This is a genomic window from Pseudomonas sp. (assembly GCF_030150285.1).
Classification (GTDB): domain Bacteria; phylum Pseudomonadota; class Gammaproteobacteria; order Pseudomonadales; family Pseudomonadaceae; genus Aquipseudomonas.
The window spans coordinates 20,833-42,502 of sequence record NZ_JASLGE010000014.1 but is presented as its reverse complement, the minus strand read 5'-3'; the positions used below and the strand labels follow the sequence as shown (position 1 = coordinate 42,502).

Here is a 21,670-nt window from a genome sequence, read left to right as displayed (position 1 = left end):
GGGCCAACTGACATGGAGCGTTTGACGCGCTTTTTTGCCGCGCTGACCCGCTGGGGATTAGGGGCGTGTGCTCTGGTGCTGGTGCTCTTGGCACTGTATGTGAGCCTGGGCCGAGAGTTGACCCCGTTGATCGCTGAATACCGCGTCGACGTCCAGACCAAGGCCCGCGAAGCTTTGGGTATGCCCTTGACGATTGGCAGCCTGGAGGGGCACTGGTCTGGCATGGCACCTGTGCTCCTTGCCCGTGATGTGATGGTGGGTGAGGGCAACAGCGCTTTGCGCCTGGACGAAGTCAAAGTAGTGCCCGATGTGTGGGCCAGCCTTTTGAACCGGGATATCCGCATCGCTCATGTGCAACTCAATGGGCTGCAAGTGAGCGCGCGCCAGGACAAGGAAGGCCACTGGACACTCGAAGGTGTGCCGGTGCAGGACGACCAGCCGTTGGACCCCGAGCAATTGCTCAACCAGTTGCAGCGTGTGGCCCGTGTGTCGCTGCTCGATAGCCAGGTCACGCTTGAGCCGTTCAATCACCCCCCTTTTACCCTGACCTATGTGGGCCTGACGCTGGACATCGGTGCCACCGATCAGCGTCTTGATGCACGGTTGACCTTGCCCGATGGCCAACCCATGGCGGTGAGTCTTAAGGCAAAGATTCAGGCCAGCCACTGGCGTGAGGGTTCGCTTAAGGCTTACCTGAGCCTGCCTCAGAGCGATTGGGCCAAATGGTTGCCAGCGGAGCTGATTCACCCTTGGAACCTTTCAACCATCAAGGCGGGTGGCGAGTTCTGGTTTGATTGGGCCCACGGAACGGTGCAGCGCGCTGTTGCTCGCGTGAATGCCACGGATCTGCGCGGTGCCTACGCGGATCGAAAACCCGAGTCGATTAAAAACCTGGCCTTGCATGCTTGGGCTGAACGCAAGGAGCAGGGGTTCAGGGTGGTGCTTGATTCCCTGGCCATGAACCTGGGGGAAACCCGCTGGGAAACCCGTATGCAACTGCAGCAGTTTGTTGCCAGCGATACCGTGCAGGAGCGTTGGAACTTGCAGGCCGACCGGCTGGACCTGACGCCGCTGACACCGTTGATGGACTCATTGGCACCGGTACCTGCTGAAGTGGCCAAGGTGGTTGACCAACTCAGCGTCACGGGCACCTTGCGTAATGTCGTGGTCGACTATCGGCCGGGTGCCACTGACGACCAAAAGCTCAGCTTCGCCGCTAACCTGCGCCAGGTGGGATTCAATGCCACCCACGGCGCGCCCGCCGCGCGCAATGTCAGCGGCTTGATCAGCGGTGATCTGGGCAAGGGCGAACTACGCCTGGATAGCAAAGACTTCTCGCTGCACCTGGACCCGATCTTCGCCAAACCCTGGCAGTACCTGCAAGCCAACGCTCTGCTCAAGTGGACGCTGGACAAGAACACTTTCACCTTGATTGCGCCCTACATCAACGTGTTGGGAGAAGAGGGTAAAATTGCGGCGGACTTTCTAATCCGCATCCACATGGATCACTCGCAGGAAGACTACCTGGACCTGCGGGTTGGCCTGGCAGAAGGTGATGGCCGCTTTACCGCCAAATACTTGCCCGACGTCTTGAGCCCTGCGCTCAGCGAGTGGTTGAAAACGGCCATTATCCAGGGCGCTGTTGATCACGGCTTCTTCCAGTACCAAGGCTCACTCGAACACGACGCGGTGGATGCGGCACGGTCGATCAGCCTTTTCTTTAAGGTGCATGATGTCGAACTGGCCTTTGAGCCCGGTTGGCCGCATGCCCGCAAGGTATCAGGCGATGTTTTTATTGAAGACAGCGGTGTGCGCATCATGGCCAGCAAAGGGCAGTTGCTGGACACTCAGGTGAGCAATGTCGCAGTCAATATTCCCCATGTGCCAAGCGGTAAGGTCAGCCATCTGTTTTTGGACGGTGACTTTGATGGCGGCTTGGGCGATGGCCTGAAAATTCTTCAGGACGCGCCCATCGGCACGGCTGAAACCTTCGCCGGGTGGCGCGGTGAAGGCTCGCTGAAGGGGCGCGTAGACCTTGATATTCCACTGGAGCATGGCGAAGAGCCGAAAATCAGGGTGGACTTCAAGACGGACAAGGCGCGGTTGAAACTCAGTGAACCCGAACTGGAGCTCACGCAGCTCAAAGGCGACTTCAGCTTTGACAGTGCCAAGGGCTTGAGTGGCAAAGGCATTAGTGCCCGGGCCTTTGACCGCCCGGTGACAGCGCAGATTTTTGCCGACGGCAAACCCGGGAGGTTGAGTACCCGTGTCGTTGCCAGGGGGCAGGTAGGGGTCAAGGCGTTGACCCAATGGCTCAAGTTCAACCAGCCGATTCCTGTGTCAGGGGATTTGCCTTATCAATTGCAACTCACATTGGATGGTGCGGACAGTCAATTGCGTGTCAGTTCCAACCTCAAAGGGGCGGCTGTGGACTTGCCTGCACCGTTTGGCCTGGCCATCAGTGAAAGCCGTGACAGCGTGTTCCGCATGACACTGCAAGGCAAGGAGCGTCGCTACTGGTTTGATTACGGCGACCTGGCCAACCTGACCTTCGCCGCACCGGATGGCAACTTGGAGGCTGGTCGAGGCGAGCTGTTCCTGGGCATGGGCGATCCGGTGTTGCCAGCCACTAAGGGCTTACGCATTCGAGGTGTGTTGTCCGAGCTGGATATTGCCCCGTGGCAGGCTTTGGTCGAGCGTTATGCGGGCAAGGACCCAGGTGGCAGCGCCAAGCAATTGCTCAGCAGTGCAGACTTCAAAGTCGGCAAACTGGTCGCCTTCGGCACGCAACTTGATCAAGTACGCCTGCAAATGGCGCGCAGTGCCGCCACATGGGGGCTGCAGATCGACAGTAAACAGGCCGTGGGTACCGTGACCCTGCCCGACGCGCGCAACGCACCGATTGTGGTCACGATGCAGACCCTGCGCCTGCCTGCTCCCGATCCCAAAGCGGTGACTGATGTGCATGCGCCGGACCCGCTGGCCTCGGTTGATCCTCGCAAGGTGCCCGCGCTCGATATGCTGATTCGCAAGCTCTACCTGGGGCCGGACCTGTTAGGGGCCTGGTCGCTGAAAATTCGACAGACCCCTCGTGGCATCCAACTCAATACGCTTGACCTGGGGCTCAAGGGCTTGCTGCTGGCGGGGTCGGGGGGATGGGAAGGGGTGCCAGGCTCAACGTCCAGTTGGTTCAAAGGCCGTCTTGGCGGCTCCAACCTCGCCAATGTGCTGAAGAACTGGGGCTTTGCGCCCAGTGTGACCAGTGAGAGTTTCCACGTGGATGTTGAGGGGCGCTGGCCCGGCTCACCTGCCTGGATTGGCCTTGATCGCTTCTCGGGCACACTTGATGCGGAATTGGAAAAGGGCCAGTTCGTGGAGGTCGATGGCAGCGCTCAGGTGGTAAGGATTTTTGGTCTGCTTAACTTCAACTCTATCGGTCGCCGGTTGCGTCTGGACTTCTCGGACCTCTTTGGCAAGGGGTTGAGTTACGACCGGGTCAAAGGTTTTCTGATCGCCCGTGATGGTATTTACAGCACCAGCCGGCCGATCCTGATGACAGGGCCGTCTACTAACCTTGAGCTTAATGGCACGTTGAATATGGTCACCGATCAGGTGAATGCGAAGCTGCTGGTGACCTTGCCCGTCACCAATAACCTGCCCATTGCGGCGCTACTGGTCGGGGCACCCGCTATCGGCGGGGCGCTGTTTGTCATTAACAAACTGATTGGTGACCAGGTGTCGCGTCTGGCCAGTGTGCAGTACAGCATTCAAGGCCCGTGGACGGACCCTAAAATCACCTTCGACAAACCGTTTGAGAAAAACTAGGAGTAGCATGGGCCTGTGTTTTTCGAGGAGTTCGCCATGTCGCTAGCCGTGGTTCAAATGGTCAGCCAGAGTGAAGTACTGGCCAATCTGGCGCAGGCCCGCCGTCTGTTGGAAGAGGCCGCCGAAGGGGGGGCTCAACTGGCTGTGTTGCCTGAAAATTTCGCCGCCATGGGACGGCGCGATATCGCGGATATTGGTCGGGCCGAGGCATTGGGCGAAGGCCCGATCCTGCCCTGGTTGAAACAGGCGGCTCGCGACCTCAACTTATGGATAGTGGCAGGCACCTTGCCGTTGCCGCCGGAAGGCCAGCCTCACGCCAAGGTCAATGCCTGTTCATTGCTGATCAATGCACACGGTGAGCAAGCCGCGCGGTACGACAAACTGCATTTGTTTGATGTGGATGTGTCTGACAACCGTGGCCGTTATCGCGAGTCTGATGACTACGCGCCCGGTAACCGTGTGGTGGTGGCTGACACGCCTGTCGGCCGGTTGGGCCTGACCGTGTGTTATGACTTGCGCTTTCCCGAGTTGTACAGCGAATTGCGCGCTGCCGGCGCTGAGTTGATCACGGCTCCGTCGGCGTTTACTGCCGTGACCGGTGCAGCGCATTGGGACATCCTGATTCGTGCCAGGGCCATCGAAACCCAGTGTTACCTGTTGGCCGCCGCCCAAGGCGGGATTCATCCCGGCCCGCGCGAAACCTACGGGCATGCGGCGATTATTGACCCTTGGGGGCGAGTGCTGGCCCAACAGGCACAGGGTGAAGGTGTATTGCTGGCTCGTCGTGACCGGGTTGAACAAGCGGACATCAGGTCTCGTATGCCGGTGGTTAATCATCGGCGATTTTTTTCGCAGGGCGCACAGCGGCCTGCTACGCAAGGCTAATCAAGGTTCTTGGGTTCGGCCCTCAAAGCGGCTGAAGCAGGCACCAGAATGGAGTGAATATGAGCGACTTGTTGACCTCAGTCAGCGAACACCTGTTGGCACCCGGCGGTGTCACCATAGACAGTCTGCAAGCGGTTCTGGGTGATTTGGCCGGGCCGGGGATTGATGCGGCTGACTTGTACTTTCAGGGCCAGATTTCTGAGTCGTGGTCGCTGGAAGACGGCATTGTCAAAGAAGGCAGTTTCAACCTTGATCAAGGGGTGGGCGTGCGTGCCCAGTCCGGCGAAAAAACCGGTTTTGCCTACAGTAATGCCATTACGTTGGAAGCCTTGGGGCTTGCCGCCCGTGCCGCCCGTTCCATTTCGCGCGCGGGGCAGAACGGTACGGTTCAGGCGTTTACCACTCAAGACGTTGCCCAACTCTATGCACCGGACAACCCGCTGGAAGTCATCAGCCGCGCCGAAAAAGTTGAACTACTCAAGCGTGTCGATGCCGCCACTCGAGCCCTCGACCCGCGCATTCAGCAGGTAACGGTCAGTATGGCCGGAGTGTGGGAACGCATTTTGGTGGCCTCCACCGACGGTGGGCTGGCGGCGGATGTGCGCCCGCTGGTGCGTTTTAACGTCAGTGTGATCGTTGAACAAAATGGCCGTCGCGAGCGCGGTGGCCATGGTGGCGGCGGGCGTACCGACTACCGTTACTTCCTGGCTGACGACCGTGCCATGGGCTATGCGCGTGAGGCATTGCGCCAGGCGCTGGTTAACCTCGAGGCGGTGCCGGCACCTGCGGGCACGATGCCGGTTGTATTGGGCTCGGGCTGGTCTGGCGTGTTGTTGCACGAGGCAGTGGGTCATGGCCTTGAAGGCGATTTCAACCGCAAAGGCAGTTCAGCCTACAGCGGCCGCATGGGCGAAAGGGTTGCTTCCAAGCTGTGCACCATCGTCGATGATGGCACCTTGGCCGGTCGTCGCGGTTCGTTGAGCGTCGATGATGAAGGCACGCCGACCGAGTGCACCACCCTGATCGAAAACGGCGTACTTAAAGGCTACATGCAAGACAAGCTCAATGCGCGCCTGATGGGCGTTGCGCGCACCGGTAACGGCCGTCGCGAATCTTATGCGCATTTGCCTATGCCGCGCATGACCAACACCTACATGCTGGGTGGCGAAAGTGATCCGGCTGAAATCATCGCTTCGGTTAAAAAAGGCATTTATTGCGCCAACTTGGGCGGTGGCCAGGTGGATATCACCAGCGGTAAATTCGTATTTTCAACCAGTGAGGCTTACCTGATCGAGGACGGCAAAATCACGCGCCCAGTCAAAGGCGCGACCCTGATTGGCAACGGGCCGGAAGCGATGAGCAAGGTGTCGATGGTGGGTAATGACCTGTCGCTGGACAGCGGCGTGGGCACGTGTGGCAAGGACGGGCAATCGGTGCCGGTGGGTGTTGGCCAGCCAACGTTGAAAATTGATGCGATTACAGTGGGTGGTACGGGCGGGTAAGGAAGAGCGGGCGGGTTGCCAGTGCAACTCGCCCGCCTGCGAGACTTAACGCAAGCCGCGTTGTGTCTCGTCCAACCCACGGATGTACTTGAACAATTTGCGGCTGGAGGCCGGTGCCTTGTTATGAGCCAGTTCGTGTTTGGCCTGACGCACAATCGAGCGCAATTGCTGGCGATCGGCTTCAGGGAACTCGGCGACAAACTTTTCCAGCACATCGTCGTCGCCTTCGATAAGGCGATCGCGCCAGCGTTCGAGGTTGTGGAAACGCTCGTTGTATTGGCGAGAAGAGGCATCGACTTGATCGATCAAGGCAAGAATTTCGTCAAGCGGTTGATCGCGCATCAGTTTGCCGATGAACATCATATGGCGCTTGCGCGCAATATGAGCCGTGTGTTTTGGAGCATCTGCCAGAGCCTTACGCATTGCGTCAGTCAAAGGCATTTTGTTCAGCAAATCAGGCTTGAGCGTTGTAAGGCGCTCGCCCAGATCAACCAGAGCATGCAGCTCTTTTTTGACCTGTGTTTTGCTTTTTTCGCCGTCGAAGGCGTCGTCGTAAGAATCAACCATGGTGGCAGTCCGCAAAGAAACGCCGCCATGATAACCAGTCGGAGGCCGCTTGTCCGGCCTGGTCGCTCGGCGGCCCTACCGAAAACAGAATTTGAGTGGAGAAAACCATGAGTGCAGTACAAAGCGTCGGCCCGCAGGCCTTGCCGGCACTGCAAGAGCAGGTCGAGCAAATCATCGCCGAAGCCAAACGTCAGGGTGCCAGTGCGTGCGAAGTGGCGGTGTCGCTTGAGCAAGGCTTGTCGACCACTGTACGCCAGCGCGAAGTCGAAACCGTGGAGTTCAACCGCGACCAGGGTTTTGGCATTACGCTTTATGTGGGCCAGCGCAAAGGCTCGGCCAGCACTTCGGCCACTGGCCCTGAGGCGATTCGTGAAACCGTGGCGGCGGCGCTGGCTATCGCTCAACACACATCCGAAGACGAAAGCTCGGGCCTGGCCGATGCGAGTCTGATGGCGCGTGACCTGAAAGATTTTGATGTGTTCCACACTTGGGACATCACCCCGGAGCAGGCCATTGAAAAAGCGCTGGCCTGCGAAGCCGCGGCTTTTGACGCTGACAGCCGTATCAAAAACGCCGACGGCACCACGCTCAGCACTCACCAGGGTTGCCGGGTATATGGCAACAGCAACGGGTTTGTCGGCGGTTCGGCGTCGACCCGGCACAGCTTGAGCTGCGTGATGATCGCCGAAGGCGACGGGCAAATGCAGCGTGACTACTGGTATGACGTGAACTGCCAGGGCGAGTTGCTGATGGATGCCGTGAGCATCGGTCAGCGCGCCGCTGAACGCGCCGCTCGCCGCCTGGGGTCGCGCCCGGTGCCGACGTGCGAAGTGCCGGTGTTGTTTTCGGCCGAACTGGCAGGCGGGTTGTTTGGCAGTTTTCTGGGGGCTATTGCGGGCGGCAACCTGTACCGCAAATCATCCTTCCTGCTCGATGCCATGGGGCAGCAGATCTTCCCGCAATGGCTGACGCTGGATGAGCGCCCGCACTTGATGCGAGCCATGGGCAGTTCATCGTTTGATAACGACGGATTGGCGACTTATGCCAAGCCATTTATCAAGGACGGAGAACTGGTGTCTTATATTCTGAGCACTTATTCGGGCCGCAAATTGGGCATGCCAAGCACGGCCAATGCCGGTGGCGTGCACAACCTGTTCGTGACCCACGGTGATGAAGATCAAGCGGCGTTGATCCGCCGTATGGGCCGGGGCCTGTTTGTGACCGAACTGATGGGCAGTGGTTTGAATATGGTCACGGGCGATTACTCCCGTGGTGCGGCCGGCTTCTGGGTTGAAAACGGTGAGATCCAGTTCCCGGTTCAAGAAGTGACGATTGCTGGCAACATGCGCGACATGTTCAAACAGATCGTTGCTGTAGGCAATGACCTTGAGCTGCGCAGCAATATCCGCACGGGTTCAGTGCTCATCGAGCGCATGACTGTCGCGGGCAGCTAACGTTTCTGCGTTGTTACCAAGGCGTCTCATTTTTTACGAGTGAGACGCCTTTTTTGTGCTCAATCGTTAAGGAGATGCGCATACGCCGGGCTTGTTTTGATAATCAATATCGCTTAATAATGAATCTCATTATCGAGTGAGCTTGGGTCATGAGTCTTGCCTTGCATGAAGGGCCTTATCTGCAAAGCTGGCGCTGGATGAGCCGTCAGATCCGTTGCGGGCTGGCGCCGGACGAACCGCGCCTGATTGAACATTACCTTGCCGAAGGCCGTTACCTGGCCTGTTGCACGTCAACGTCGCCCTGGACGATTGCCGTGACCACCTTCCGATTGCTGCTGGACACTGCGACCGACACCGCGTTGCCCTGGCAGTGGCGAATGCAATGCCTGGACCACGCGTGGCGTCCGTTGCGCGATCTTGAAACTCAAGCCCTGTGCGCCTGTCGCCTCAAGCGCTGGCAAAGCTATGCCTGGCAATTGGCAACCTGTGAACTCGAGCCTTCCATCTCTTTGACAGAACTGCGGTAAGGATCATCCCGATGAGTAACACGCGTATCGAACGAGACAGCATGGGCCCATTGCATGTGCCTGAGGCGGCGTTGTATGGCGCACAAACCCAGCGCGCGGTAGACAACTTTCCGATCAGTCATCAGCGCATGCCGGCGCAATTCATTCGCGCATTGATTCTGGCCAAGGCCGCAGCGGCCAAGGCAAACGTCGAACTCCAGCAAATCACTGAAGCTCAGGGTAATGCCATCGTCGAGGCGACACAGATCCTGCTGGCGGGCGATTTTATGGAGCATTTCCCGGTGGATATTTTCCAGACCGGCTCGGGCACCAGTTCCAATATGAACGCCAATGAAGTGATTGCCACATTGGCCACCCGTGTATTGGGCGAGGCCGTCAATGCAAACGATCACGTCAATTGCGGGCAAAGCAGCAATGACATTATTCCGACCACCCTTCATGTCAGTGCCGCATTGAGTTTGCATGAGCAACTGCTGCCCGCACTCGCGCATCTGGTGCAGGTGATCGAGCACAAGGCCGAGCAGGTTCACGGTTACGTCAAAACCGGGCGCACGCACTTGATGGACGCCATGCCCGTACGCATGAGCCAGGTGCTCAATGGCTGGGCGCAGCAACTAAAAGCCAATATTGAGCATTTACAAGCGTTACAGCCGGCGCTGCAATCCCTGGCCCAAGGTGGCACGGCGGTGGGCACAGGCATCAATGCGCACCCGCAGTTTGCTGCGTTGTTCAGCCAGCAACTCAGTGCTTTGACCCACGTTCACTTTACGCCGGGCAAAGACCTGTTCGCACTGATCGGCTCACAGGACACAGCCGTTTCGGTCTCTGGCCAGCTCAAGGCTACGGCCGTATCGCTGATGAAAATTGCCAACGATCTGCGTTGGATGAACTCTGGCCCATTGGCGGGGTTGGGCGAGATTGAGCTGCAAGCCTTGCAGCCGGGCTCCTCGATCATGCCAGGCAAGGTCAACCCGGTGATTCCTGAAGCCACAGCGATGGTCGCAGCACAGGTCATCGGCAATGACACCGTCATTACCATTGCAGGGCAGTCCGGCAATTTTGAGCTGAACGTCATGTTGCCGGTGATTGCCCAGAATCTGTTGAGCAGCCTTGAGTTACTGGCCAACGCCAGCCGCTTGCTGGCGGACAAGGCCATCGCCAGTTTCAAGGTCAACGAAGACAAGCTCAAAGAGGCGCTATCGCGCAACCCGATCCTGGTCACGGCCTTGAACCCGATCATTGGTTATCAAAAAGCCGCTGAAATTGCCAAGGCCGCCTATCAGCAGGGTCGCCCGGTGATTGATGTAGCCCTTGAGTACACCGATCTGTCCCGCAGCCAGCTTGAGGTCTTGCTTGACCCCGAGAAGCTGACGGCTGGCGGCGTTTAACTAAACGACACTGCTTTGGAGGTTCACATGGAGCACTGGAAACGCACGATCGAAAGGGCTAACGGCTATTTCGCTGAAGGTGAACTGGTCGATGCCCGAGAGCACTACTTGCAGGCCCTTGCGTTGGCCCAGGTGTTGTTTGAACGCTGGAGTGATGCCGACGAAGCAGTGGCAGCCTGTGTTATTTCGCACCACAACCTCGCCGATCTGCACTTGCGGCTAAACCAGCCCGAGGAAAGCGTCGAGTACTTGTGTGCGATTCACCAGCGATTGTTACAGACCCTCAAAAACCCAAGGCTCTCGCTGGCGTTGCGGGAAGCAGCGCTACGCCAGAGCAGTAAAACCTATGTCGAGTTGTTGAATTTTATCAGTGAGCACGGCGAGTACCCGCGCTCCAGCCTTTTGCTCAAACCTCACGCCGCCCAGCCGGGTCGTGAGACCTTGACTGCCAGTGGCCATCACTCAGGAGTACATTGAGATGACTTACACCTTGCCAGCCTTGCCTTATGCCTATGACGCGCTGGAGCCACATATCGATGCACAGACCATGGAAATTCACTACACCAAGCACCACCAGACCTACATAAACAACCTGAATGCGGCTGTTGAAGGGACTGAATGGGCACAGTGGCCGGTCGAAAAACTGGTCGCCAGTGTTCATCAACTGCCCGAAAAACTTCGTGCAGCGGTGATCAATCAAGGCGGTGGGCATGCCAACCACTCCTTGTTCTGGGAGGTGATGAGCCCCAAAGGCGGCGGTAAGCCTGAAGGTGTCCTGGCCGCAGCGATTGACCAGCAACTGGGTGGTTTGGAGGCGTTCAAGGAGGCATTTACCAAAGCGGCTCTGACCCGTTTTGGCAGTGGTTGGGCCTGGTTAAGCGTTACCCCCCAGAAAACCCTGGTGGTCGAAAGCAGTGGCAATCAGGACAGCCCGTTAATGAATGGCAATACGCCCATTCTGGGGCTGGATGTGTGGGAACACGCTTACTACTTGCGCTATCAGAACCGTCGTCCGGAGTACATTAATGCGTTTTACAACGTGATTAATTGGCCTGAAGTGACGCGGCGCTATCAGGCCGCGTTGGCCTAAGCCCATTTTTAAGGACTCAAGCCAATGATGGGCACGCACATTTTAGCGGTCGGTGGCGTGCGGATGTTTCGCTATGCCTTTGGCACGCTTCTGCTGTTGGCGGGCACCGCCTTGCTGGTTGCCAAGGGCTTGGTCTGGCTGGATCTTGAGCCGAAAATGCTGCGCGCACTGCAGGGCGGTGCACTGTGTGCATTGGGCACCGCGTTAGGTGCGGTTCCGGTGCTGGTTATCCGTAAAATGCCCGTTGCGGTCAGTGACACGTTGCTGGGGTTTGGTGCGGGCGTGATGTTAGCCGCAACGGCATTTTCCCTGATTGTGCCGGCTATCGCCGCTGGGCAAAGCCTGGGCTGGTCAACCTGGGCATCCAGTGGGCTGGTGAGCGCGGGCATCATGCTGGGGGCGCTTTGCCTGTTTCTGGTGGACCGCAAGTTCGCGGGAGCCGCACCGGACGCTTTTATCGGTCAGCCGGGCGAGCCCGTCATTGCACCGCGTATCTGGTTGTTCGTTATCGCTATTGTGGCGCATAACATTCCAGAAGGCATGGCGGTCGGGGTATCAGCAGGTGGCGGGCTGCCCGATGCCGATAGCCTGGCGATGGGCATTGCGTTGCAGGATGTCCCGGAGGGGTTGGTGGTCGCCCTGGTGTTGGCGGGGGCAGGGATGTCACGGGTCAGGGCGTTCCTGATCGGTGCGGCATCAGGCCTTGTCGAGCCCGTGTTCGCAGTGTTGTCTGCGTGGCTGGTGAGTCTGGCTGAAACGCTGTTGCCATTGGGTCTGGCGCTGGCAGCTGGCGCTATGCTTTTGGTGGTAACTCAAGAGGTTATTCCAGAGTCACGACGTAACGGTCATGAAAAACTGGCGAGTTTGGGATTGTGCGTCGGCTTCTGCTTGATGATGACGATGGACACGGCGTTAGGGTAGTGGTGGCGGGCCTAAATAGGTAGCCGCTGGCGCAGGCTGCGGTCGGGTCAAGTTGGCGAATAACCTTCTTCGGCCCTTAACGCAGCCTGCGCCAGCGACTACAGGGTGCCAGTTTTACTCACCTTCATCGAAGTAGTTATTGATGAGTGTTGTGAGGGCATCCAGCGCATCCTGTTCTTGCTCGCCTTCAGTCATAAGATGAATTTTTGTGCCTTTCCCGGCGGCGAGCATCATCATGGCCATTATGCTTTTACCATCGACCATTGTTTCTGGCGTGCGGCCTGCACGTATCAGGCAAGGGTACTTTCCAGCGATGCCGACGAACTTGGCTGAGGCTCGAGCGTGTAAGCCCAGCTTGTTGATGATTTCTATTTCCAGAACAGGCATCGCGGGGTAGATCCTTTCAAGTAAGGTCGCGGTGGCGAACCTGAACGTTTTTCAGGTTTTCTTGCAGGCACCTGCCGAGCCTTTCGGTCAGGTAAACCGAGCGGTGATGGCCGCCGGTACAGCCGATGCCAATGGTGACATAGGCCCGGTTGCTGGCGGCAAAGCGGGGCAGCCATTTAAGCAGGTAACTGGAAATGTCCTGGAACATCTCTTCCACGTCAGGTTGAGCGGCCAGGTAATCGGCGACGGGCTGATCCAGGCCGGACTGCTCCCGCAACTCAGGCTTCCAATAGGGGTTTGGCAGGCATCGGACGTCAAACACCAGGTCGGCGTCCACGGGCATTCCACGCTTGAAGCCAAAGGACTCCACCAGGAACGCTGTACCGGCTTCCGGTTTGTTCAGCAGGCGCAACTTGAGGGTGTCGCGTAACTGGTACAGATTCAGGTTGGTGGTGTTAATCGTGAGGTCAGCCAGGTCGGCAATAGGGCCTAGCAATTGTGTTTCATCACGAATGGCTTCAGCCAGCGAACGGCTTTCGCTACTCAGTGGGTGGCGTCGCCGTGTTTCGGAGAACCGCTTGAGCAGGGTTTCCTCGTCGGCATCCAGGTACAGCACATCACATTGAATGTGACGGTTGCGTACTTCTTCAAGCAACTGCGGGAAGCGCGACAGATGGCTTGGCAGGTTGCGAGCATCAATGGATACCGCGACCAGTGGCTGCGCCAACTCGGTATGAATCAGGGCCCGCTCCGCCAGCTCCGGCAGCAAACCGGCTGGCAGGTTGTCGATGCAATAAAAACCATTGTCTTCGAGGACGGCGAGGGCAGTACTTTTTCCGGAGCCGGAGCGTCCGCTGACAATAACTAAGCGCATGATTAATGACCGTTCTGTACGTCCAGAACAACCTGATAGAGCGCTTCGTTGCTGGGTGCCGCGCGCAGTCGATCACGCACGTCTTTACGATCGAGCATGCTGGCTATCTGCCGGAGCAGTTCCAGGTGTGCATCGGTTGCCGCTTCTGGTACCAGCAAAACGAAGAGCAGGTCGACCGGCGCGCCATCGATGGCGTCGAAATCTATGGGGGCATCGAGGTGCAACAAGGCGCTAACAGGCGACTTGCAGCCCTTGAGGCGACAATGGGGTATGGCAATGCCGTTACCAAAACCGGTAGAACCCAGTTTTTCGCGGGCAAGCAAGCTCTCGTAAACATCCTGCATCACGAGGTCAGGCGCTTCGCGGCTGATCAAGTTGGCGATTTGTTCAAGTGCACGCTTTTTACTGCCGCCCGGCACGTTCACCAAGGAACGGCCGGGGGTCAGGATGGTTTCGAGTCGAATCATGGTTAGGGAGTATTAACGACCGGTCGCGCCCTGGAGCAGGCTTTGGGTCTTTTCCTTATGCTTTTTCAGTTGGCGATCAAGCTTGTCGGTGAGCAGATCAATGGCGGCATACATATCGTCATGCTCGGCGTTTGCAACGACTTCTCCTCCATGGATATGCAAGGTAGCTTCGATTTTCTGCTTGAGTTTTTCGACCGTCATCGTGACTTGCACGTTGGTGATTTTGTCGAAGTGGCGCTCAATACGATTGAGTTTTTCGCCGATGTAAGCTCGCAGAGGTTCGGTAACTTCCAATTGGTGTCCACTGATGTTGACTTGCATACAGTTTCTCCTTTGATGCCATTGCATAAAGCGGCAAGCCGATAAGCCTGCCACTGAAACGCTGCAGCCCGATCTTACATTAAACGCTTGCGCTCGCTGGAAGGCGCAATCCCGAGGGATTCGCGGTACTTGGCAACGGTTCGACGGGCTACCTGAATACCTTGTGCCTCCAGTAAACCAGCGATCTTGCTGTCACTCAACGGCTTTTTCTGATTTTCAGCCGCCACCAGTTTTTTGATGATGGCGCGGATCGCCGTGGATGAACACTCGCCGCCTTCAGAGGTGCTGACATGGCTGGAGAAAAAGTACTTAAGCTCATAGATACCGCGTGGGGTATGCATGAATTTTTGTGTGGTAACCCGCGAAATGGTCGACTCGTGCATGCCTACGGCTTCGGCAATATCGTGCAGGACCAGCGGTTTCATGGCCTCGTCGCCATACTCCAGAAACCCGCGCTGGTGTTCCACTATTTGGGTGGCCACTTTCATCAGGGTTTCATTGCGGCTTTGCAGGCTTTTGATGAACCAGCGAGCTTCCTGTAACTGATTGCGCATGAAGGTGTTGTCGGCACTGGTGTCAGCGCGGCGGACGAAGCCCGCATATTGCGGATTGACTCGCAGGCGCGGTACGGACTCTTGGTTGAGTTCGACCAGCCAGCGCTCGTTATCCTTGCGCACGATGACGTCAGGCACGACATACTCGGCTTCGCTGGACTCGATCTGTGAGCCGGGGCGCGGGTTCAGGCTCTGTACCAGTTCGATGACCTGGCGCAGTTCATCTTCCTTGAGCTTCATGCGCCGCATCAGTTGGCTATAGTCGCGACCACCCAACAGGTCGATATAGTCTGTCACCAAGCGCTTGGCTTCGTTCAGCCACGGTGTTTTAGCGGGTAATTGGCGCAGTTGCAGCAGCAGGCATTCACTCAATGTGCGAGCGCCGATGCCGGCAGGCTCAAATTGCTGGATACGGTGCAGGACGGCTTCAATTTCATCCAGCTCGATGTCCAGTTCGAGATCGAATGCCTCGAGGATTTCTTCGAGTGTTTCGTCGAGGTAGCCCTGATTGTTGATGCAGTCGATGAGCGTCACGCCGATGAGGCGATCCGTGTCAGACATGGGCACCAGATTTAATTGCCAGAGCAAGTGGCTCTGCAGGCTTTCACCGGCGGACGTGCGGGTGGTGAAATCCCACTCGTCGTCATCGTTGCTGGGCAGGCTGCTGGCGCTGGTCTGGTAGATGTCTTCCCAGGCGGTGTCGACGGGCAGCTCATTGGGAATACGCTCGTTCCACTCGCCATCTTCCAGGTTATCGACGGTAGGTGCAGGCTCTTGGTACGAAGGTTCCTGTATTTCGTTAGTGGTTTTTTGCTCAATGTTGTCGGCCATCGGATCCGAATTATCGAAGTCGTCGCCATCTTCCTGGCGCTCGAGCATCGGATTGGATTCCAGGGCTTCCTGGATTTCCTGTTGCAGGTCCAGGGTCGACAGTTGGAGCAGACGGATGGCTTGTTGCAGCTGAGGTGTCATTGTCAGCTGCTGGCCCATTCTCAGGACTAGCGATGGTTTCATGGCAGGGGCTTAACACCTTATTCGCCGGCGCACATGGCGCCATCCACTACAAGCGCGTGAGCGCCAAACATAAGCAAATTATATGCCTGAAAGTGGTGGGTTTGACTAGAGCGCATTGGCAATAAAAATTGTGGGGGTTTTAAGTGCCCCCATGCGCTCCAGGAAACTTACCCTGTATTCGGGTTACAAGCGGAACTCGTGGCCCAGGTAAACTTCTCTCACCAACTCATTGGCAAGAATCGTTTCGGCGTCACCTTCCGCGATCAATTGGCCGTCGTTGACGATATAGGCGGTTTCGCAAATATCGAGGGTTTCACGGACGTTGTGATCGGTGATCAGGACGCCGATGCCCTTGTCTTTGAGGTGGTGGATGATCTGCTTGATGTCGCCCACGGAGATCGGGTCCACACCCGCAAAAGGTTCATCGAGCAGGATGAACTTGGGCGCGGTTGCCAGGGCGCGGGCAATTTCGACACGGCGGCGCTCACCGCCGGACAGGCTCATGCCTAGGTTGTCGCGGATGTGGTTGATGTGGAACTCCTGCAGCAGGCTTTCCAGCTCTTTGCGGCGGCCCGCCTTGTCGAGCTCCTTGCGCGTCTCAAGAATCGCCATGATGTTATCGGCGACTGAAAGCTTGCGGAAGATCGAGGCTTCTTGCGGCAGGTAGCCGATACCGGCGCGAGCGCGACCGTGCATGGGTTGATGGCTGACGTCCAGATCATCAATCAATACGCGACCCTGATCGGCCTGTACCAAGCCTACAATCATGTAAAAACAGGTGGTTTTGCCTGCGCCGTTAGGGCCCAGCAGGCCGACGATTTGCCCACTGTCGATTGACAGGCTGACATCGCGAACCACTTGGCGGCTTTTGTAGCTTTTGGCCAGATGTTGGGCTTTCAGGGTTGCCATTACTGGGCCTTCTGCGAGTCAGTTTTTTTCTTCGGCTGAATCACCATGTCGATGCGCGGGCGAGGGGCTGTCACAGTGGAGCCATTGGCCCGGCCTGCGCTTGCAACCTGCTTGACCGTGTCATAGACGATTTTCTCGCCTTCGGTGGTGTTGCCATCGTTGATAACCTTGGCTTTGTCGATCAATACGATGCGGTTTTGTGGGGCATGGTATTGAATTGTCACGGCATAGGCCTGAACCGGCTTGGGGTCGGTCGCTTTTTGCAGTTGCTCGAAGTAGGCGAGGTTGCCTACTGAGGTCACCACGTCAATTTCACCGGCAGGGTTGCGTGTAATGGTGACCGTATTGCCCGTAATTTTCATCGACCCCTGGGTGATGATGACGTCACCCTTGTAGGTCGCCACGCCTTGTTTGTCATCCAGTTGGGCTTCATTCGCCTGGATGCGAATAGGCTGTTGATTGTCGTTCGGCAGAGCCCAGGCGCTCGCGCTTCCCAGTGCCGCGCTCAGGCTGAGCAATAAAGGGAGGGTTTTAACGAGACTCATACTGTCCTCTTACGTTGGACAGCAGGTCCATCCTGCCGTCTTTCAAATAGGCTTTCATGCCTTTGCCAGTCGTTACACCGCCAGCGCCGTCAATTCTAACGGCTTGCTCGGTCTGCGCATATTGCTTCTGCGGGAATACAGTCATGCGGGTACTGGTAATAATCGTAGAGCGGTTTCTGTCGTCTGTACGGGCAATGCGCACAGAATCGATCAGCTCAACCTGTGTGCCGTCGGGATTGATTTCTCCGCGCTCGCTTTGCACGTGCCAGGGGTAAGCTGTACCGCGATACATTTGAAGGTCTGGCCGGGTCATAAGGGTGACTTCGGAAGCTTTCAAATGTTCAATTTTGTCGGCGGTCATTTCGTATTGCAGTTTGCCATCCGGCAAGTACTGGAGGCTGCGCGCGTTGGTGGCGTAATAGTCTATCGCGCCCTCGTCAATGGCCGGTGCGGGCTTGTCGAGGAAGCGTTGTGGGCTGATATTCCAGTAGCCGACGGCTGCAAATAGCGCAGCAATGACCGCGAACAACAGAAAACTGCGAATCTTTTTGCTTAACATAAAGCGCTCTATAAGTAGGCGGCGAGGGCAGCGTCGAGGCGGCCCTGGGCACGCAGGATCAGCTCGCAGAATTCGCGAGCTGCACCTTCTCCGCCTCGTGCCCGTGTGGTGCCATGGGCATGCTCGCGAACAAACTCGGCGGCATTGGCAACCGCCATACCCAGGCCGACGCGACGGATAACCGGCAAATCAGGCAAGTCATCGCCCAGATAAGCGACCTGCTCATAGCTTAGGTTGAGTTGGGCGAGCAGTTCGTCCAGAACGACTAATTTATCTTCGCGGCCCTGGTAAAGGTGAGGAATACCCAGGTTTTTCGCGCGACGCTCGACAACCGGGGTCTTGCGGCCACTGATAATTGCTGTTTGAACGCCAGCGGCCATCAGCATTTTGATGCCCTGGCCGTCCAGTGTACTAAAAGTCTTGAACTCGCTGCCATCTTCAAGGAAGTACAGGCGACCGTCGGTCAGTACGCCGTCTACATCGAAAATGGCAAGCTTGATGTCTTTGCCGCGTTTGAGCAGTTCGCTGGTCATTACATCACTCCTGCACGCAACAAGTCGTGCATATTCAAGGCTCCGACAGGGCGGTCGTCCTTGTCGACAACCACCAGCGCGCTGATTTTGTGGTCTTCCATGATCTTCAGCGCCTCGGCTGCAAGCATGTCGGCTCGGGCGGTTTTGCCGTGGGGGGTCATGACGTTGTCGATGGTGGCGTTGCGGATATCGATGTCGCGATCCAGTGTGCGGCGCAAGTCACCATCGGTGAAGATCCCGGCCAGTCGACCGTCGGTTTCGATGACAACGGTCATGCCCAGCCCCTTGCGGGTCATCTCCATCAAGGCGTCCCTCAGCAATGTGCCGCGCAGCACCTGGGGCAACTCGTCGCCGGAATGCATCACATTTTCGACCTTAAGCAGTAGGCGTCGGCCCAGTGCGCCGCCCGGGTGCGAAAAGGCGAAGTCTTCGGCGGTGAAACCGCGGGCTTCGAGCAAGGCAATGGCCAGTGCGTCACCCATGACCAGAGCGGCAGTGGTCGAGGATGTCGGGGCCAGGTTCAGAGGGCAGGCCTCTTCGGCTACGCTGGTGTCCAGATTGACATCGGCTGCTTTGGCCAATGGTGATTTCGGGTTGCCGGTCATGCTGATCAACTGGATGCCCAGGCGCTTGATCAGCGGCAGCAATGTGATGATCTCTGCTGTGGAGCCGGAGTTGGACAGCGCGAGGATGATGTCATCGCGGGTAATCATGCCCATGTCGCCGTGGCTGGCCTCGGCGGGATGTACAAAGAAGGACGTGGTTCCGGTGCTTGCCAGGGTGGCGGCAATTTTGTTGCCGATGTGCCCGGACTTGCCCATACCTACGACGACGACTCGGCCCTTGCTTGCCAGAATCATCTCGCACGCGCTTACGAAATCAGCGTCGATATGCGGCAGTAAGCCTTCTACGGCTTCCAGTTCGAGGCGGATGGTGCGTTGGGCTGACTGAATCAGGTCGCTGGATTGGCTCATGTTTGAAGTCGGGTAGCCTGAGAAAAGGCAGCGATTATAGCGGTTATGGACAAATCCCTCACGCTTGATCGTTGTGCTTTGTGATCTCATGTAACAAAGCACTTCAAGACACACTGGCAAATTGACTTTATTTTCCCTGTCGGCAACCTGAAAGGGCACTCCTTCGGCCTTGGGCGGTCAGTATCAGCAGTGCTATAGTTCGCCGCCAATTACGGCCCACTCAGGAAACGTGCTTCCGACAATTGAAGCTTGGGGTCCGGGTGAGAGGCAGAGGCTGCATCGCAAGGAGTTTAGATGAGCGCCGATAACGCCTACGCGGTCGAGCTGAAGGGAGTGTCCTTCAAGCGCGGTACGCGCAGCATCTTCAATAATGTCGATATTCTGATCCCGCGGGGCAAAGTCACGGGCATCATGGGCCCGTCCGGCTGCGGTAAAACCACTCTTTTGCGCTTGATGGGAATGCAATTGCGTCCCAATAGCGGTGAGGTGTGGGTCAATGGTCAGAACCTGCCCAGCCTGTCGCGCAGTGATCTGTTCGATGCTCGCAAACACATGGGCGTACTGTTTCAGAGCGGCGCGCTGTTTTCCGATCTGGACGTGTTTGAGAACGTCGCTTTTCCGCTCAGGGTTCACACGGCGTTACCGGAAGAGATGATCCGCGACATCGTGTTGCTTAAACTACAGGCGGTGGGGCTGCGCGGTGCAATTGACCTGATGCCCGATGAGTTGTCTGGCGGCATGAAGCGCCGTGTGGCGCTGGCTCGAGCCATTGCGATGGACCCGCAAATCCTGATGTACGACGAACCATTCGTTGGGCAGGATCCTATTGCCATGGGCGTACTGGTGCGCCTGATTCGCCTGCTGAATGATGCACTGGGAATCACCAGTATTGTGGTCTCCCACGATTTGGCCGAAACAGCGAGTATCTGCGACTATCTTTACGTGGTCGGTGATGCTCAGGTCTTGGGGCATGGAACGCCTGAAGAGTTGATGAATGCCGATAACCCGCGCATTCGTCAGTTCATGAATGGTGATCCGGATGGCCCGGTTCCGTTCCACTTTCCGGCGTCGGACTACCGAACCGATCTTCTGGGGAAGCGCTGATGCGCAAGCTTTCGTTAATCGACCGTGTCGGGCTGTTCGGCCGTGCCGGGATCGATATCGTCTCGGTACTGGGGCGCTCGACCATCTTCCTGTTTCACGCCTTGCTGGGGCGTGGCGGCATTGGCGGCGGGCTTGGGCTGTTGCTCAAGCAACTGCACGCGGTGGGTGTCATGTCACTGGTGATCATTGTGGTGTCAGGTGTCTTTATTGGCATGGTTCTGGCGTTGCAGGGGTTCAGTATTCTGTCCAGCTATGGTTCCGAGCAGGCAGTTGGGCAAATGGTTGCCCTTACGTTGCTGCGTGAACTGGGGCCTGTGGTCACGGCGTTGTTGTTTGCCGGGCGAGCGGGGTCAGCGTTGACCGCTGAAATCGGCAACATGAAATCGACAGAGCAACTCTCCAGCCTGGAAATGATCGGGGTTGACCCGCTCAAGTACATTATCGCGCCGCGCTTGTGGGCCGGGTTTATTTCCCTGCCACTGCTGGCGATGATTTTCAGTGTGGTCGGTATCTGGGGTGGCTCATGGGTGGCGGTGGACTGGCTGGGCGTCTATGACGGCTCGTACTGGTCCAACATGCAGAACAGCGTGACGTTCAGTGGCGACGTGGTTAACGGGATCATCAAAAGCATTGTGTTCGCTTTTGTCGTGACCTGGATTGCAGTGTTTCAAGGCTATGACTGTGAGCCCACTTCAGAGGGGATCAGCCGTGCCACTACCAAGACCGTGGTGTATGCCTCATTGGCAGTCCTCGGGATGGACTTTATTTTGACTGCCTTGATGTTTGGAGATTTCTGATGCAAAACCGCACCATGGAAATCGGTGTCGGCCTGTTCCTGCTGGCTGGCATCCTGGCGTTGTTGTTGCTTGCCTTGCGAGTCAGTGGGCTGTCACCTACGGCCAGCACCGATACGTACAAACTCTATGCCTACTTTGACAACATCGCCGGCCTCACGGTACGTGCCAAAGTCACAATGGCAGGCGTAACCATAGGTAAGGTGACGGCGATTGATCTGGACCGTGACAACTTCACGGCCCGCGTTACCCTGCAAGTGGAAAAAGACGTGAATAATCTGCCAACCGACTCAACCGCATCTATCCTCACGGCTGGCCTGTTGGGCGAGAAGTACATCGGTATTAGCGTGGGCGGGGATGACGCCGTGCTCAAGGATGGCGGCACCATCCATGACACTCAATCATCGCTGGTCCTTGAAGACCTGATCGGGAAGTTCCTGATGAATACCGTTAGCAAAGAAGCCAAATAAGGAGCC

Annotated in this window: 23 protein-coding genes; 12 read left to right on the top strand and 11 right to left on the bottom strand. The window is 57.2% G+C overall.

Annotated features, from left to right (window positions below; translation table 11 throughout):
• The first annotated feature begins 12 nt into the window (after positions 1-12).
• The 3 genes from Q1W15_RS02055 to tldD are packed head-to-tail and all read left to right on the top strand — an operon-like array spanning position 13 to position 6,212.
• Positions 13-3,825, top strand: a complete 3,813-nt coding sequence (locus Q1W15_RS02055; RefSeq protein WP_300719926.1) for a YhdP family protein — start codon at positions 13-15, stop codon at positions 3,823-3,825.
• Between the two features lie 36 nt (positions 3,826-3,861).
• Positions 3,862-4,710 carry a carbon-nitrogen hydrolase family protein gene (locus Q1W15_RS02050; protein ID WP_300719925.1) on the top strand — a complete coding sequence of 283 codons (849 nt, stop codon included), beginning with the start codon at positions 3,862-3,864 and terminating at the stop codon, positions 4,708-4,710.
• Between the two features lie 59 nt (positions 4,711-4,769).
• Positions 4,770-6,212 (top strand): metalloprotease TldD, encoded by a 1,443-nt coding sequence (gene tldD / locus Q1W15_RS02045; RefSeq protein ID WP_300719924.1) that lies wholly within the window; start codon positions 4,770-4,772, stop codon positions 6,210-6,212.
• A gap of 45 nt (positions 6,213-6,257) precedes the next feature.
• Here the strand turns inward: tldD and yjgA are convergent, their stop codons facing one another.
• The gene (gene yjgA / locus Q1W15_RS02040) at positions 6,258-6,779 is read right to left on the bottom strand and encodes a ribosome biogenesis factor YjgA (protein ID WP_300719923.1); all 522 of its coding nucleotides are present in this window, start codon (positions 6,777-6,779) and stop codon (positions 6,258-6,260) included.
• 107 nt (positions 6,780-6,886) lie between these two features.
• On the opposite strand from yjgA, the gene pmbA reads away from it, so the two are divergent.
• The 6 genes from pmbA (at position 6,887) to Q1W15_RS02010 (ending at position 12,159) form a co-directional block, all read left to right on the top strand.
• A complete protein-coding gene (pmbA, locus tag Q1W15_RS02035) occupies positions 6,887-8,233 on the top strand; it encodes a metalloprotease PmbA (protein ID WP_300719922.1) in 1,347 nt (448 codons plus the stop codon).
• Between the two features lie 149 nt (positions 8,234-8,382).
• The gene (locus Q1W15_RS02030; RefSeq protein ID WP_300719921.1) at positions 8,383-8,760 is read left to right on the top strand and encodes a FagA protein; all 378 of its coding nucleotides are present in this window, start codon (positions 8,383-8,385) and stop codon (positions 8,758-8,760) included.
• An 11-nt stretch (positions 8,761-8,771) separates the two neighbouring features.
• Positions 8,772-10,148 carry a lyase family protein gene (locus Q1W15_RS02025; RefSeq protein ID WP_300719920.1) on the top strand — a complete coding sequence of 459 codons (1,377 nt, stop codon included), beginning with the start codon at positions 8,772-8,774 and terminating at the stop codon, positions 10,146-10,148.
• A 27-nt stretch (positions 10,149-10,175) separates the two neighbouring features.
• The gene (locus tag Q1W15_RS02020) at positions 10,176-10,625 is read left to right on the top strand and encodes a hypothetical protein (RefSeq protein WP_300719919.1); all 450 of its coding nucleotides are present in this window, start codon (positions 10,176-10,178) and stop codon (positions 10,623-10,625) included.
• A 1-nt stretch (position 10,626) separates the two neighbouring features.
• Positions 10,627-11,238, top strand: coding sequence for a superoxide dismutase (locus Q1W15_RS02015; protein ID WP_300719918.1), 612 nt, complete (start codon positions 10,627-10,629; stop codon positions 11,236-11,238).
• Positions 11,239-11,265: 27 nt separating this feature from the next.
• On the top strand, positions 11,266-12,159 hold the full coding sequence (locus tag Q1W15_RS02010; protein WP_300719954.1) for a ZIP family metal transporter: 894 nt from the start codon (positions 11,266-11,268) through the stop codon (positions 12,157-12,159).
• Positions 12,160-12,273: 114 nt separating this feature from the next.
• Here Q1W15_RS02010 and Q1W15_RS02005 read toward each other — a convergent pair whose 3' ends face one another.
• The 10 genes from Q1W15_RS02005 to Q1W15_RS01960 all read right to left on the bottom strand — a co-directional run bounded on the left by Q1W15_RS02005 (position 12,274) and on the right by Q1W15_RS01960 (position 19,296).
• Positions 12,274-12,546, bottom strand: coding sequence for an HPr family phosphocarrier protein (locus Q1W15_RS02005; protein WP_300719917.1), 273 nt, complete (start codon positions 12,544-12,546; stop codon positions 12,274-12,276).
• 16 nt (positions 12,547-12,562) lie between these two features.
• A complete protein-coding gene (gene rapZ, locus Q1W15_RS02000) occupies positions 12,563-13,420 on the bottom strand; it encodes an RNase adapter RapZ (protein ID WP_300719916.1) in 858 nt (285 codons plus the stop codon).
• Positions 13,421-13,422: 2 nt separating this feature from the next.
• Positions 13,423-13,887: a PTS IIA-like nitrogen regulatory protein PtsN gene (gene ptsN / locus Q1W15_RS01995; RefSeq protein ID WP_300719915.1), complete on the bottom strand. Its 465-nt coding sequence runs from the start codon at positions 13,885-13,887 to the stop codon at positions 13,423-13,425.
• A gap of 12 nt (positions 13,888-13,899) precedes the next feature.
• Positions 13,900-14,208 (bottom strand): ribosome-associated translation inhibitor RaiA, encoded by a 309-nt coding sequence (gene raiA, locus Q1W15_RS01990; RefSeq protein WP_300719914.1) that lies wholly within the window; start codon positions 14,206-14,208, stop codon positions 13,900-13,902.
• A 74-nt stretch (positions 14,209-14,282) separates the two neighbouring features.
• On the bottom strand, positions 14,283-15,776 hold the full coding sequence (locus tag Q1W15_RS01985) for an RNA polymerase factor sigma-54 (RefSeq protein ID WP_300719913.1): 1,494 nt from the start codon (positions 15,774-15,776) through the stop codon (positions 14,283-14,285).
• Positions 15,777-15,959: 183 nt separating this feature from the next.
• Positions 15,960-16,685, bottom strand: coding sequence for an LPS export ABC transporter ATP-binding protein (gene lptB, locus Q1W15_RS01980; protein WP_300719912.1), 726 nt, complete (start codon positions 16,683-16,685; stop codon positions 15,960-15,962).
• Positions 16,685-17,230, bottom strand: a complete 546-nt coding sequence (gene lptA / locus Q1W15_RS01975) for a lipopolysaccharide transport periplasmic protein LptA (RefSeq protein WP_300719911.1) — start codon at positions 17,228-17,230, stop codon at positions 16,685-16,687. The genes lptB and lptA overlap by 1 nt, the downstream gene beginning before the upstream one ends.
• A complete protein-coding gene (gene lptC, locus Q1W15_RS01970; RefSeq protein ID WP_300719910.1) occupies positions 17,217-17,789 on the bottom strand; it encodes an LPS export ABC transporter periplasmic protein LptC in 573 nt (190 codons plus the stop codon). Before lptC ends, lptA begins: the two co-directional genes overlap by 14 nt.
• Before the next feature lie 8 nt (positions 17,790-17,797).
• Positions 17,798-18,322 (bottom strand): HAD family hydrolase, encoded by a 525-nt coding sequence (locus tag Q1W15_RS01965; protein WP_300719909.1) that lies wholly within the window; start codon positions 18,320-18,322, stop codon positions 17,798-17,800.
• A complete protein-coding gene (locus Q1W15_RS01960) occupies positions 18,322-19,296 on the bottom strand; it encodes a KpsF/GutQ family sugar-phosphate isomerase (protein WP_300719908.1) in 975 nt (324 codons plus the stop codon). Before Q1W15_RS01960 ends, Q1W15_RS01965 begins: the two co-directional genes overlap by 1 nt.
• A 294-nt stretch (positions 19,297-19,590) precedes the next feature.
• On the opposite strand from Q1W15_RS01960, the gene Q1W15_RS01955 reads away from it, so the two are divergent.
• The 3 genes from Q1W15_RS01955 to mlaD are packed head-to-tail and all read left to right on the top strand — an operon-like array spanning position 19,591 to position 21,664.
• On the top strand, positions 19,591-20,400 hold the full coding sequence (locus Q1W15_RS01955) for an ATP-binding cassette domain-containing protein (protein ID WP_300719907.1): 810 nt from the start codon (positions 19,591-19,593) through the stop codon (positions 20,398-20,400).
• Positions 20,400-21,197: a lipid asymmetry maintenance ABC transporter permease subunit MlaE gene (gene mlaE, locus Q1W15_RS01950; RefSeq protein WP_300719906.1), complete on the top strand. Its 798-nt coding sequence runs from the start codon at positions 20,400-20,402 to the stop codon at positions 21,195-21,197. The genes Q1W15_RS01955 and mlaE overlap by 1 nt, the downstream gene beginning before the upstream one ends.
• Positions 21,197-21,664, top strand: coding sequence for an outer membrane lipid asymmetry maintenance protein MlaD (mlaD, locus tag Q1W15_RS01945; RefSeq protein WP_300719905.1), 468 nt, complete (start codon positions 21,197-21,199; stop codon positions 21,662-21,664). The genes mlaE and mlaD overlap by 1 nt, the downstream gene beginning before the upstream one ends.
• Positions 21,665-21,670 lie beyond the last annotated feature (6 nt).